At 65.7% G+C, this 12,615-nt stretch carries 12 protein-coding genes and 1 pseudogene; 10 read left to right on the top strand and 3 right to left on the bottom strand.

Annotated elements, in window-relative coordinates; genetic code table 11:
- Nucleotides 1-22 precede the first annotated feature (22 nt).
- The 8 genes from cyoA to QPK27_RS20415 are packed head-to-tail and all read left to right on the top strand — an operon-like array spanning nt 23 to nt 7,261.
- Entirely contained in the window at nt 23-1,033 is a 1,011-nt protein-coding gene (gene cyoA, locus QPK27_RS20380; RefSeq protein WP_290420007.1) for a ubiquinol oxidase subunit II, read from the top strand.
- A 2-nt stretch (nt 1,034-1,035) separates the two neighbouring features.
- Nucleotides 1,036-3,045 carry a cytochrome o ubiquinol oxidase subunit I gene (gene cyoB, locus QPK27_RS20385; RefSeq protein ID WP_290420008.1) on the top strand — a complete coding sequence of 670 codons (2,010 nt, stop codon included), beginning with the start codon at nt 1,036-1,038 and terminating at the stop codon, nt 3,043-3,045.
- Complete coding sequence (gene cyoC / locus QPK27_RS20390; protein WP_290420009.1) at nt 3,038-3,676, top strand: cytochrome o ubiquinol oxidase subunit III; 639 nt, start codon at nt 3,038-3,040, stop codon at nt 3,674-3,676. Before cyoB ends, cyoC begins: the two co-directional genes overlap by 8 nt.
- Nucleotides 3,673-4,053, top strand: coding sequence for a cytochrome o ubiquinol oxidase subunit IV (cyoD, locus tag QPK27_RS20395; protein ID WP_290420010.1), 381 nt, complete (start codon nt 3,673-3,675; stop codon nt 4,051-4,053). The genes cyoC and cyoD overlap by 4 nt, the downstream gene beginning before the upstream one ends.
- Before the next feature lie 8 nt (nt 4,054-4,061).
- On the top strand, nt 4,062-4,880 hold the full coding sequence (locus QPK27_RS20400; protein WP_290420011.1) for an SURF1 family protein: 819 nt from the start codon (nt 4,062-4,064) through the stop codon (nt 4,878-4,880).
- Between the two features lie 20 nt (nt 4,881-4,900).
- Nucleotides 4,901-6,277, top strand: a complete 1,377-nt coding sequence (locus QPK27_RS20405) for an ATP-binding protein (RefSeq protein ID WP_290420012.1) — start codon at nt 4,901-4,903, stop codon at nt 6,275-6,277.
- Entirely contained in the window at nt 6,264-6,833 is a 570-nt protein-coding gene (locus QPK27_RS20410; protein ID WP_290420013.1) for a response regulator transcription factor, read from the top strand. Before QPK27_RS20405 ends, QPK27_RS20410 begins: the two co-directional genes overlap by 14 nt.
- A 20-nt stretch (nt 6,834-6,853) precedes the next feature.
- Complete coding sequence (locus QPK27_RS20415) at nt 6,854-7,261, top strand: cytochrome c family protein (protein WP_290420014.1); 408 nt, start codon at nt 6,854-6,856, stop codon at nt 7,259-7,261.
- A gap of 3 nt (nt 7,262-7,264) precedes the next feature.
- Here QPK27_RS20415 and QPK27_RS20420 read toward each other — a convergent pair whose 3' ends face one another.
- Complete coding sequence (locus tag QPK27_RS20420; protein ID WP_290420015.1) at nt 7,265-8,029, bottom strand: ZIP family metal transporter; 765 nt, start codon at nt 8,027-8,029, stop codon at nt 7,265-7,267.
- Nucleotides 8,030-8,510: 481 nt separating this feature from the next.
- Between QPK27_RS20420 and QPK27_RS20425 the strand changes: the two genes are divergently transcribed.
- Together QPK27_RS20425 and QPK27_RS20430 are read left to right on the top strand one after the other, a co-directional pair.
- Nucleotides 8,511-9,737, top strand: coding sequence for a cation:proton antiporter (locus QPK27_RS20425; RefSeq protein WP_290420016.1), 1,227 nt, complete (start codon nt 8,511-8,513; stop codon nt 9,735-9,737).
- Nucleotides 9,724-10,848 (top strand): YbdK family carboxylate-amine ligase, encoded by a 1,125-nt coding sequence (locus QPK27_RS20430; RefSeq protein WP_290420017.1) that lies wholly within the window; start codon nt 9,724-9,726, stop codon nt 10,846-10,848. Before QPK27_RS20425 ends, QPK27_RS20430 begins: the two co-directional genes overlap by 14 nt.
- Nucleotides 10,849-10,857: 9 nt before the next feature.
- Here QPK27_RS20430 and QPK27_RS20435 read toward each other — a convergent pair.
- Both QPK27_RS20435 and QPK27_RS20440 read right to left on the bottom strand, forming a co-directional pair.
- Nucleotides 10,858-11,834: pseudogene (locus tag QPK27_RS20435) on the bottom strand (IS1595 family transposase); the annotation flags it as partial.
- Between the two features lie 169 nt (nt 11,835-12,003).
- Entirely contained in the window at nt 12,004-12,492 is a 489-nt protein-coding gene (locus tag QPK27_RS20440; protein ID WP_290420019.1) for a MarR family winged helix-turn-helix transcriptional regulator, read from the bottom strand.
- Between the last annotated feature and the right edge of the window lie 123 nt (nt 12,493-12,615).

Genomic DNA, 12,615 nt, shown 5'->3' on the forward strand with positions numbered 1-12,615 from the left:
CATGTAACGTTAGATACCTAGCATGATTCCTAAAATTGTCCGCCGCGGACTCCCATTACTCCTTGCTGCAGTGCTGTCCGGCTGTAACACGGTCGTGATGAATCCTACCGGCGATATCGCGAAGCAGCAGGCCGACCTGATCGCCGTGTCGGTCTGGCTGATGTTGATCATCATTATTCCGGTGATGATTTTTACCGTCGTGTTCGCATGGCGCTACCGTAGTGGCGCCAATGCCAAGTACGAACCCGACTGGGACCACTCGACCAAGCTCGAACTGATCATCTGGGGCGCGCCGCTCCTGATCATCATCGTGCTGGGCCTGATTACCTGGGTCAGCACCCACAAGCTCGATCCTTATCGTCCGCTCGACCGCATCGACGCCAACCGTCCGATCTCGGCATCGGTCAAACCGCTCGAAGTGCAGGTCGTGGCACTCGACTGGAAATGGCTGTTCATCTATCCGGAACAGGGCATCGCCTCGGTGAATCACCTGGTGACCCCGATCGACGTGCCGGTGCGCTTCAAGATCACCGCCTCGACCGTGATGAACACGTTCTACATCCCGACCCTGGCCGGCATGATCTACGCAATGCCGGGCATGGAAACGGAACTGAACGCGGTGCTGAACAAGACCGGCAACTACCAGGGCCTGTCGGCCAACTTCAGCGGCGACGGTTATTCGCACATGAAGTTTGCCTACAAGGGCGTGACCGCCGGCGAGTTCGACGCCTGGGTCGCCGAGATGAAAAACAACCCGGGCGTGCTGGACCGCGCCGACTACCTGGTGCTGGAAAAGCCGAGCGCCAAGGAGCCGGTGCGCCACTACGGCCAGGTCGAGCCTGCGCTGTTCAACCGCGTGGTGAACCGCTGCGTGGCCGAAGGCTCGATGTGCATGAACCAGCAGATGCATGAGGACACCAAGCGCAACCAGATGGCCGCGGCGATCCGCCAGCTGCCGAAGGACGGCAGCAAATCCGTGCTGGCCGAAGCGATCGAAATGTGTGTCGCCCCTTTTAATACTGTGAAGAAGTAACCATGCAAGACTCTTTCGACTTGACGAAGTTTATCTTCGGTCGGCTTGGCTGGGATGCGATTCCCTTCCATGAGCCGATCCTGATCGCTACCTTCGCAGGCGTGATCGTCGGCGGTCTGGCCCTGTTCGGGCTGATCTCCTACTTCCGTCTGTGGGGCACCCTGTGGCGCGACTGGATTACCAGTATCGACCACAAGAAAATCGGCATCATGTACATGATCCTGGGCCTGGTCATGTTCCTGCGCGGCTTCGCCGACGCCCTGATGATGCGCGCCCAGCAGGCGATCGCCTTTGGCGACAACGCCGGCTTCCTGCCGCCTCACCACTATGATCAAGTGTTCACCGCCCACGGCGTGATCATGATCTTCTTCGTGGCGATGCCGTTCGTGACCGGCCTGATGAACTACGTGGTGCCGCTGCAGATCGGCGCGCGCGACGTGGCCTTCCCGTTCCTGAACAACTTCTCGTTCTGGATGACCACCATGGGCGCCGTGCTGGTGATGGCTTCCCTGTTCGTCGGTGAATTCGGCCGTACCGGCTGGCTGGCCTACCCGCCGCTGTCGGGCATCCTGGCAAGTCCGGGCGTTGGCGTCGACTACTACATCTGGTCATTGCAGGTGGCGGGCGTCGGTACCACCCTGTCCGGCGTGAACCTGATCGTCACCATCATCAAGATGCGCGCTCCGGGCATGGACCTGATGAAGATGCCGGTGTTCACCTGGACTTCGCTGTGCACCAACATCCTGATCGTGGTCACCTTCCCGATCCTGACCGCCGTGCTGGCAATGCTGGGCATGGACCGCCTGTTCGACACCGCGTTCTTCACCAGCGACCGTGGCGGCAACCCGATGATGTACGTGAACCTGATCTGGATCTGGGGCCACCCCGAGGTGTACATCCTGATCCTGCCGGCGTTCGGTATCTTCTCCGAAGTCGTCTCGACCTTCTGCGGCAAGCGCCTGTTCGGCTACACCTCGATGGTGTACGCGACCTGCGTCATCATGGTCCTGTCGTACCTGGTGTGGCTGCACCACTTCTTCACCATGGGTTCGGGCGCCAGCGTCAATGCGTTCTTCGGCATCACCACGATGATCATCTCGATCCCGACCGGCGCCAAGATCTTCAACTGGCTGTTCACCATGTACCGCGGCAAGATTCGCTTCGAACTGCCGATGATGTGGACCGTGTCGTTCATGCTGACCTTCGTGATCGGCGGTATGACCGGCGTCATGCTGGCGATTCCGGCGGCCGACTTCGTGCTGCACAACTCGCTGTTCCTGATCGCGCACTTCCACAACGTCATCATTGGCGGCGTGGTGTTCGGTATCTTCGCCGGTATCAACTACTGGTTCCCGAAAGCCTTCGGCTACAAGCTGGACCGTTTCTGGGGCCTGGTCTCGTTCTGGCTGTGGTCGATCGGCTTCTGGGTCGCGTTCACCCCGCCGTACATCCTGGGCTTCATGGGCTACACCCGCCGCGTGAGCCACTTCGATGATCCGTCGGTGCAGTGGCTGTTCCAGATCTCGTTCCTGGGCACCCTGATGATCGCCGGTGGTATCGGTGCGCTCTTGATGCAGATCTATGTCAGCTATCGCGACCGCAACACCGCACGCCTGCGCGACTTCACCGGCGACCCGTGGGAAGGCCGTACCCTGGAATGGTCGACTTCGTCGCCACCGCCGGACTACAACTTCGCCTTCACCCCGGTGGTGTTCGACAACGACACCTTCGCCGACATGAAGAAGAACGGCTACCGTCGTCCGCTGAAGGACTTCGTGGCGATCCACATGCCGAAGAACACCGGCGCCGGCATCATCATCTCGGCACTGTCGTGCGCGGTGGGCTTCGGCATCATCTGGCACATGTGGGCGTTCACCGTGGTGTCGTTCGTGGCCATGATGGCGGCGATCATCATCCATACCTTCAACTACAAGCGTGACTACTACATCCCGGCCGACGAAGTCGCCCGGACCGAAGAAGCGCGTACCCGTATGCTGGAAAGCCATGTCTGAAATTAAGCAAACCATCACCGGCGGCAGCATCGCCGACGACGTGAGCGGGCGTTACATCTCCCGCGACCACCATCCGGAGCAGGGCACGCTGCTGGGCTTCTGGCTCTACCTGATGAGCGACTGCCTGATCTTCGCGTCGCTGTTCGCCACCTATGCGGTGCAGGGCCGCTCGTATGCCGGTGGTCCCACCGGCGCCGAGCTGTTCGAGCTGCCGCTGATCGCGCTCAACACCACGTTCCTGCTGGTGTCGTCGCTGACCTTCGGCTTCGCGATGATCGCGGCCCAGGCCAAGAACCTGGCCAAGACCCGCCTGTGGCTGGTCGTGACCGGCATCCTGGGCCTGGCCTTCCTGTGCGTGGAACTGTATGAGTTCCATCACCTGATCCATATCGGCGCCGGTCCGCAGCGTTCGGGCTTCCTGACCGCGTTCTTCGCGCTGGTCGGCACCCACGGCCTGCACGTGACCTTCGGCATCATCTGGCTGGTGACCCTGTTCTTCCAGTTGGGCAAACACGGCCTGACCCCGGAGAACTTCCGTCGCCTGTCGTGCCTGTCGCTGTTCTGGCACTTCCTGGACCTGATCTGGATCTTCGTCTTCACCTTTGTCTACCTGATGGGAGTGCTGCCATGAGCGACCACCACCACGATCATGACGCCCACGGGCATGACGTCCACGTGACGCACTACAGCACCAAGGATTACCTGACCGGCTTCGTGCTGGCGGCGATCCTGACCATCATCCCGTTCTGGCTGGTGATGGGCAACGTGCTGGCGCCGGATACCACCCGCTACGTCATCCTCGGTTTCGCTGCCGTGCAGCTGATCGTCCAGATGATCTACTTCCTGCACTTGAGCTCGAAGTCGGAAGGCGGCTGGAACATGATGGCGCTGCTGCTGACCGTCGTCATCCTGGTCATCGTGATGTCGGGCTCGATCTGGGTCATGCATCACATGAACGAGAACATGATGCCTGGCATGGGTCCGAACAGCACCCACACCATGACCTGATGTTCTGAATGGCGAACACGCACGTACCGCCGCAGGGTTCGGCGCCAGTAGAAAACCACCAACCACGCTCCGCCTTCGCGCGGCGCCTGGCGGGGGTGCTGGCCCTGTTGCTGTTCGTGCTGTTCGCCGGTCTCGGCACCTGGCAGGTGGTTCGCCTGCAATGGAAGCTGGACCTGATCGCACGCGTCGACGCACGCGTGCACGCGGATCCCGTTGCGCCGCCCGCGGTGGCGCAATGGCCGCAAGTCTCCCGCGAGTCCGACGAATACAGGCATGTGCGCCTGTCGGGCCGCTATCTGTATGCCTATACGGCGCCGGTCCAGGCTTTATCGGAACTCGGCGCAGGCTTCTGGCTGCTCACGCCGCTGTGCACGGCGGAGGGCCACATCATCCTTGTCAATCGCGGTTTCATCCCTTCGAGGGGGACCGTCGCGGCCGATTATCCGGGCACCAGGGCGCCGGCAGACGCCTGTGTCGCCGGCGGCGCTGCGCCCGTCACGCTCACCGGTCTGCTGCGCCTGCCCGAACCGAAGGGCGGCTTCCTGCGCGATAACGACCCCGCCAACAACCGCTGGTATTCGCGCGACGTCGCGGCGCTCGCCGCCGCGCGCGGCTTCGACCCCTCGCGCGTGGCGCCGTATTTCGTCGACGCGGCCAAAGGCCAGGACCCACAGGGCGCGCCCGACCAGCCGGTCGGCGGCCTGACCGTCATTTCTTTCCCAAATAATCACCTCGTTTACGCGCTCACTTGGTATGCTCTCGCGCTCATGGTCGCGGGCGCATGGTGGTGGATCGTCCGCCACGGCGTGCGCCGCACCGACGACTAGAGACTGATTAACGGGTTCCGATGCAATCACCGCTGGACTTCTTTGCCCGGGCGGCGCGCCTGTCGCCGTCCGCCGCCGCCGCGAACGTGGAGTTCGCGGCCGGCCACAAGAACATGCTGCAGCTGATCGAGCTGCGCTGGATCGCCGTGGTCGGCCAGATCACCACCATCGCCGCCGCCATCAGCCTGTTCGGCATCGCGCTGCCGCTGGTGCACATGCTGCAGGTGCTGGCCTGCCTGATCGCCTTCAACGTCGCCAGCCACCTGCGCTGGCACGAACGGCGCCCGGTCTCGAACGGCGAGATGTTCCTGGCGCTGCTGGTGGACGTGTTCAGCCTGACCGTCCTGCTGTACCTGTCGGGCGGCACCACCAATCCCTTTGCCTTTTTGTTCCTGCTGCAGGTGATCATCTCGGCGGTGCTGCTGGACGTGCTGTGGACCTGGTCGATCGTGGCCATCACCATCGCCTGCATGGCCGGGCTGGCGGTGTACGCCCAGCCGCTGGCGCTGCCGTTCGACCACGCGCGCGGCATGGCCAGCCTGTACGTGCAGGGCCTGCTGGTGTGCTTCGCGCTGAATGCGGCGCTGCTGGTGCTGTTCATCTCGCGCATCTCGGACACGGTGCGCGACAAGGCGACCCAACTGGCTGCGCTGCGCCAGCGCGCCGCCGAGGAAGAACATATCGTGCGCATGGGCCTGCTGGCCTCGGGCGCGGCCCACGAACTGGGCACGCCGCTGGCAACGGTCTCGGTGATCCTGGGCGACTGGAAGCGTATGGCGCCGTTTCGCGACAACCCGGAACTGCTGGGCGAACTGACCGAGATGCAGACCCAGCTCAAGCGTTGCAAGTCGATCGTCAGCGGCATCCTGCTGTCGGCCGGCGAGGCGCGCGGCGAATCGGCCGAGCGCACCACGGTGCGCGCCTTTCTCGACGGCGTGGTCGAGGGCTGGCAGGCCAGCCGTCCGGTGCGCACCTTCACCTACAATAACCGCGTCGCCGACGACCTGCCGGTGGCGTCCGACTCGGCGCTGCGCCAGACCATCGACAACCTGCTCGACAATGCGCTCGAGGCGTCGCCCAACTGGGTCAGCCTGGACGCTTACATCTCCGACGGCAACCTGGTGGTGACGGTACGCGACCGCGGCCCCGGCTTCGCGCCTGCCATGCTGGCCCAGCTGGGCAAACCGTACCAGTCGAGCAAGGGCCGTCCCGGCGGCGGCCTCGGCCTGTTCCTGGCGGTGAACGTGGCGCGCAAACTCGGCGGCGCGGTCACGGCGCGCAACCGCGGACCGGGCGAGAGCGGCGACCCGGGCGACCGTGGCGGCGCCGAAGTACAACTGACCCTGCCGATGTCGGCGATCGAACTGGAAGAGGAATTGAGCGATGGACAAGCGTGAACCCGGCCCCCTCGAGCTGGGCGGCGAACAGCCGCTGCTGCTCATCATCGAGGACGATGAAGCGTTCGCGCGCACCCTGAGCCGCTCGTTCGAGCGGCGCGGCTACCGCGTGATCGCCGCCACCGGCCATGACGAAGCGGCGGCGCTGCTGCAGGACCATACGCCCGGCTACGCCGTGGTCGACCTCAAGCTCAAGGGCAATACCTCGGGCCTGGCCTGCGTCAACCTGCTGCACGAGCACGATCCGGACATGCTGATCGTGGTGCTGACCGGCTTCGCCAGCATCGCCACCGCGGTCGAGGCGATCAAGCTGGGCGCGGTGCAATACCTGGCCAAGCCGTCGGACGCCGACGACATCGAGGCGGCGTTCGGCCACATCGCCGGCAGCACCGACATCGAGGTCACCAACCGCTCGACCTCGATCAAGACCCTGGAATGGGAGCGCATCCACGCCGTGCTGGCCGAGACCGATTTCAATATCTCGGAAGCGGCGCGCCGGCTCGGCATGCACCGGCGCACGCTGGCGCGCAAGCTCGAGAAGCAGCGGGTCAAATAAGGATGCGGGCGCTCTTGTCGATGCTGGGCCTGCTCGCGAGCCTGCAGGGCGCGGCCCAGGCGGCCGACCGGGTGGAGGCGGGCAAGCGCGTGTTCGCGCGCTGCCTGAACTGCCACGAGGTCGGCGCCAATGCGCGCAACGTGTTCGGGCCGCAGCTTAACGGCGTGCTCGGTCGCCAGGCCGGCAGCGTGCCCGGCTACGCCTATTCCTCGGCGATGAAGGCCTCGCGCGTGGTCTGGAACGAACGCAACCTGGCCGCCTTCCTGCGCGATACCGACGACGTGGTCCCGGGTAACAAGATGCGCTTCTTCGGCTTTTTCAGCCAGCGCCAGCTGGATGATTTGATGGTCTTCCTGCGCGCCAATCCGGCCATCGCCGCGGCGCCGGCCAGGCCGGCGGCAGCGCCAGCATCCGCACCGCGCAAGTAGCGCTCAACCACCGAGCTTGCTGAGCGCGAACGCCGCCAGGAAGCCGGTCACCGTGATCAGGCCGGCGAAGTCGTGCGTCTCGGCGAACGCCTCCGGAATCATGGTGTCGACCACCATCGCCAGCACGCCGCCGGCCGCCACCGCGGTGGTGGCCGCCAGCATCGCGGGCGGCAGGTCGCCGAACACGGTGTAGCCCAGCATCGCGGCGACGCCGGAGGCGAGGGCGATGCCGCTCCAGATGCCGTAGACATAGGCCGGCGAGCGGCCCGCATGCTTCATGCCCGAGGCGCTCGACAAGCCTTCCGGCAGGTTCGACAGGAACACCGCCACCACCATTGCCATGCTCACGCCTTTGCCGCCCAGCAGCGACAAACCGATCACGATCGATTCCGGAATGCCGTCGAGCAGGGCGCCGATGGCGATTGCCGTGCCGCTGCCGCCATCCTCCCGTTCCGATGGCTGGTGCGGCCCGGAGCGCTTGCGGTGGCGCGCGCCCTGGCGCGCCAGCAGCCAGTTGGCGCCGGTGTAGATCACGGCGCCGATCAGGAAGCCGGCGGCGGTGGCGGCAAAGCCGCCGGTCGCGATCGCCTCGTCCATCAGCTCGAACGACAGCGCCGAGATCAGCACGCCGCTGCCGAAGGCCATGACGGCAGCCACCAGGCGCTGCGGCGCCGCGAAGCGCACGCCGGCGAAGGCGCCCAGCAGCAGGGCGCCGCCGGCCAGCAAACCCCACAGTCCCGCCTGCAGCCAACCGGGTAGTGCGTCCATACGTTTCTCCTTGTCGATGGCCTGGATGATATTGTCGAGCTCAAGAACATGCCCGCACCTTACAAAAACTGTCAAAGCGCACGACACGATGCTGCGCCGCAAGATACGGCTTCGCGCCGGCTACGGTCGCGATATCAATGCAAAATTGCTGCATCGCACCGCGGGGCGCTGCGACGGACGTAAACACATTTCCACAAATAGGGTTGCCTTCGTTATATTTCTGAGGCAATATAGCTGAGTGGCGACCGGCCCGCAGTTCCGGTTGCCCGATCAGCGATGAGGCGGCTCACACCGTTTCTTTTCGTCCCCCAGGCGTTCGCCGGGGGACATTTTTTCGACGGTCGCCGTGCCGCCGCCATGCTTGCCGCAGCATGCCGCGACCCTGGCCTGATATGGCGCCACCCGCCGCGTTCACGCCAGCCGGACCACCGCGCCGTGCGGCCACCCGCCGCGCGCTTGCGCATTCACCTGGATGCCATCGATGCGTGAACTGCTGTCCCTGACCGACGCCCTGGCCTGGCCGCTGGCGTTGACGCTGGCCTGGATGGCCGGCGAACTGCTGTACCGCTGGGCCTCGGTGCCGCGCATCGCGGTGTATGGCCTGTGCGGCTTCATCTTCGGCAATCTCGCCAGCGGCTACCTGCCGCCGGCCCAGGCCGACGCCTTCCTGATGCTCGCCAACCTCGGCTTCGGCCTGATGCTGTTCGAGCTCGGCTACCGCATCAACCTGCGCTGGCTGCGCACCAATCCCTGGCTGCCGCTCACCGCGCTGCTCGAATCCGCACTGACCTGGATTGCCGTCTACCTGGTGGCGCGCGCCTGCAACGTGGCGCCGCTGTCGAGCTGCCTGCTCGCCGCGCTGGCGATGGCCAGTTCGCCCGCCGGCCTGCTACGCGTCATCAACGAAGAGGGTGGGGCGGGCCAGGTGACCGAGCGCGCCATGCACCTGACCGCCATGAACTGCGTGCTGGCGGTGTTCGTGTTCAACGTCACGGTCGGGGTCGGCGTGTTCCAGACCTCGGGCGACGTGGTGCACGCCAGCTGGACCGGGCTGGTGGTGCTGGCCGCCTCGAGCGGCCTGGGCGCGGCGTTCGGCTTTCTGGTGCCGCTGTGGCAGCGCCTGGTGGGTCATGCGCGCGCGGACGCCACCCTGACCTTTGCGGTGGCCGTGTTCCTGCTGGTGGCGGTGACCCACGAGCTGCGCCTGTCGCCGGTGCTGGCGGCGCTGACCTTCGGCCTGGTGGCGCGCCACCGCCGCATCACGCTCAGCCCGGCGCAACGCAATTTCGGCGCGCTGGGCGACCTGCTGGCGGTGCTGCTGTTCTTCTTCGTGGCCACCACGGTCGAATGGCGCTCGGTGTTCGACGGCTTCATGCTCGGCCTGTTGCTGCTGCTGGTGCGCGCGCTGGTGAAGGTGGCGGCGTGCACGGCCACCGCGCGCGCCTCGGGCATCTCGGCGCGCAAGGGCGCGCTGACCGGCGTCGCGATCATGCCGATGGCGGTGTTCACGATCGTGATGGTGGAGCAGACCCGGCGCCTGGGAGTGGACCTGTTCGACAGCCTGGCGCCGCTGGCGGCGATGGCGATCCTGGCCGAGGTGCTGGCGCCGGTGCTGACCCAGCGCGCGCTGGCCCAGGCCAAGGAGTCGAGCCAGCACCCGGCGCTGCCGCCGAACAAGCCAAAGGAAAAACACGATGCCACTGCCTGAATTCGCCGCATCCTCTCCGCTCACCATGGGCGTCGAGCTCGAGCTGCAGCTGGTCGGCCTGTCCGACTTCGATCTGGCGCCGGCCTCGCCCGACATGCTCGACCTGCTGAACCGTAAACCTTTCCCCGGCGCGGTGACGCCGGAGATCACCCAGAGCATGATCGAGGTGAACAGCAGCGTGCATACCGGCTACGCGCCGCTGGTGGACGAGCTGCACCTGATCCGCGATACCTTGCTTGCTGCCGGCGACCGCCTGAACGTCGGCCTGGCCGGCGGCGGCACCCATCCGTTCCAGCAATGGTCGCAGCGCCGCATCTATGAGAAGCCGCGCTTCAAGGAAGTGTCGAGCCTGTACGGCTACCTGGCCAAGCAGTTCACCGTGTTCGGCCAGCACGTGCACATCGGCTGCGGCAATGGCGACCAGGCGCTGTTCCTGCTGCACGCGCTGAACCGCTACATCCCGCACTTCATCGCGCTGTCGGCCTCGTCGCCCTTCCTGCAGGGCAGCGACACGGCGTTCCAGTCGGCGCGCCTGAACTCGGTGTTCGCCTTCCCGCTGTCGGGCCGCGCGCCATTTCTCTTGAGGTGGGAAGACTTCGAGCGCGACTATTTCAAGCGCATGGAAGACACCGGCATCGTGCGCAGCATGAAGGACTTTTACTGGGACCTGCGCCCGAAGCCCGAATACGGCACCATCGAGCTGCGCGTGTGCGACACTCCGCTCACCGTCGAACACGCGGCGGCGCTGGCGGCCTACCTGCAGGCGCTGTGCAGCTATCTGCTGGAAGAGAATGAGCCGCCTGCGCGCGAGGACGACTACCTGGTCTACAACTACAACCGCTTCCAGGCTTGCCGTTTCGGGCTGGACGGCACCATCGTGCTGCCGCAGAGTCACGAGTCGGTGCTGTTGCGCGACGACATCCTGGCCACCCTCGAACGCATCGCGCCGCATGCCGAGCGGCTCGGCGCGGGCGCCGCGCTGCCCCATCTGGCGCGGGTGGCGAAGGAGGGCGGCGACGCCTGGCGGCTGCGCGCGGTGCACGAGCGTGAAGGCAGCGTGGAATCGCTGGTCAACCTGGCGTTGCGGCGCTTCCGCGGCGCCGACGATTGACGATGGCGCTGTCACCGTAAGGTATGGATGACTCCGATTGCGATGCGCAGCAATTGTTCGACGGAAGTGACCCGCCCAGCATCCAGCGCCCAATGCCAACCCAGGTAGTTGGGCAGGTAGCGCGAGGCGACGCCGTGAAAATGCGCCAGCCACTCCCGCAAGCGCCGGTGGTAGGCGTTCACGTTCTGGACATGGATGGCGCCGGCCGTACTGGCGCGGACCCGCTCGCCGGCCTGGAGATTGACGGCCTGGTGTGCGATACGCTGTTCACGGGCGAAGGCGCGGTAGGCGGCGTTGGCGTCGGTCACCAGCAACGCTTGCGGCGCGAGCTTCGGCAGCAGATGCCGCACCAGCTGCGTCGCTTTCAAGGCGCCGCGGCCGGTCACGGCGTCGATGGTGTTCCCGCTGCGGTCGCGCGCGACCAGGATGCAGTCCAGGTGGCGCGAAACGCCGCGCAGCGGCGCGGCGCCGCCACGTTTGCGCGGTGGGCGATCGAGGTTGCGCGCCCCTTTTTGCGATTCGAGCAGGAACATCTCGTCGGCTTCCACGATGCCGCTCAACTGCGCCGGGCGGTCATGCTTGACCCGGTCGAGGAAGCGGTGGCGCCAGCGAAACGCGGTGTTGCGGTGCACGCCGACGCGCCTGGCGGCACTTCGCACCGGCTTCGCCGCGAGCAGCGCATCGAGGTAGTCCGGCCATTTGGCGCGCAGCCGCAGCCGCGCCAGCGGCGTACCGGTGAGGTCGTTGAAGGTGCGGCCGCACCGGCGGCAGCGAAAGCGTTGCAGGTCGTTGGCATGGCCATGCCGGACCAGTTTGTCGCATCGGCAGTGCGGGCAGTGACGCCCGACCGACCGGATCTCGTGGATGAGGCCGATGATGCGATCCAGTCCGGCAGCAGGATGCAGGGCCGCGAGCACCTGCAGCCGCTGGGGCTGGTTCAGCGAGGGCAGTTGGGCAAACAGCCTGGCAAAGCGCGGCGCTTTCATGATCCTCTCCCCGGGGAACGACGACCGGAGTTGGACCGCGGATCAACTCAGCAGTTCAATCCTCATCCACAGCTAACGAGTACAGCGCCTTGACGATTGGATCGGGACGAGGGCGCAGCTTCGGTTGCGCCTGAGCGCAGCATCGGTTGCGCCTGAGCGCCGCGCCGCTTTACGACTGCGCGAGCGGGATCTTGCCGGCCGATTCGTCGGTGTCGAGTTGCGCGATCAGCCGCGCCAGATCGTGCTCCAGCCGCAGCAGCGTCTCGTCGTCGAGGCTGGCCAGGGCGTTCGGCAATACGCCGGCCAGCGGCGCCGGCGCGCGCAGCAGGATTTCCTTCCCTGGCGGCAGGATGCGCAGCGCCACGCTGCGGCGGTCGCTGCCTTCGCGCGCGGCGCCCACGTAGCCCCGCTCGACCAAGCCGCGCACCAGGTTGCTGGCAGTGGACTGGTGGATGTCGAGGGCGCGCGCCAGGCTGGTGGCGCCGATGCCGGGCTGGCTGTCGATCACCGACAGCGCCCACACCTGGGCCCCGCCCAGGCCGGACTCGCGTTCGAGCTGGCGAAAATGGGTTTTCACGGCATTGAAGACAATGCGGAACTGGCGCAGCACGCGCTGCGGCGGTGCGTCCTTGGGCAAGGTGAGGGAATCGGGCGGCATGGCGAGATGATAAACGATCGGCGCGCGCTGCGCAGCATGCGGTCGAGTGACGGCCGGGCCGGATCCAGTCCGCACCTTCAGGCGTTACGGTTTTGCATGCGCGCAGTTGGCGTGCGGTTCGCC

The organism is Massilia sp. YIM B02443 (assembly GCF_030411955.1).
In the GTDB taxonomy this organism is placed as follows: domain Bacteria; phylum Pseudomonadota; class Gammaproteobacteria; order Burkholderiales; family Burkholderiaceae_D; genus Telluria.

Excerpts from the sequence above, each read along its gene's own strand:
- cyoA (WP_290420007.1), top strand. The coding sequence starts at position 23 with ATGATTCCTAAAATTGTCCGCCGCGGACTCCCATTACTCCTTGCTGCA.
- cyoB (WP_290420008.1), top strand. The coding sequence starts at position 1,036 with ATGCAAGACTCTTTCGACTTGACGAAGTTTATCTTCGGTCGGCTTGGC.
- cyoC (WP_290420009.1), top strand. The coding sequence starts at position 3,038 with ATGTCTGAAATTAAGCAAACCATCACCGGCGGCAGCATCGCCGACGAC.
- cyoD (WP_290420010.1), top strand. The coding sequence starts at position 3,673 with ATGAGCGACCACCACCACGATCATGACGCCCACGGGCATGACGTCCAC.
- QPK27_RS20400 (WP_290420011.1), top strand. The coding sequence starts at position 4,062 with ATGGCGAACACGCACGTACCGCCGCAGGGTTCGGCGCCAGTAGAAAAC.
- QPK27_RS20405 (WP_290420012.1), top strand. The coding sequence starts at position 4,901 with ATGCAATCACCGCTGGACTTCTTTGCCCGGGCGGCGCGCCTGTCGCCG.
- QPK27_RS20410 (WP_290420013.1), top strand. The coding sequence starts at position 6,264 with ATGGACAAGCGTGAACCCGGCCCCCTCGAGCTGGGCGGCGAACAGCCG.
- QPK27_RS20415 (WP_290420014.1), top strand. The coding sequence starts at position 6,854 with ATGCTGGGCCTGCTCGCGAGCCTGCAGGGCGCGGCCCAGGCGGCCGAC.
- QPK27_RS20420 (WP_290420015.1), bottom strand. The coding sequence starts at position 8,029 with ATGGACGCACTACCCGGTTGGCTGCAGGCGGGACTGTGGGGTTTGCTG.
- QPK27_RS20425 (WP_290420016.1), top strand. The coding sequence starts at position 8,511 with ATGCGTGAACTGCTGTCCCTGACCGACGCCCTGGCCTGGCCGCTGGCG.
- QPK27_RS20430 (WP_290420017.1), top strand. The coding sequence starts at position 9,724 with ATGCCACTGCCTGAATTCGCCGCATCCTCTCCGCTCACCATGGGCGTC.
- QPK27_RS20440 (WP_290420019.1), bottom strand. The coding sequence starts at position 12,492 with ATGCCGCCCGATTCCCTCACCTTGCCCAAGGACGCACCGCCGCAGCGC.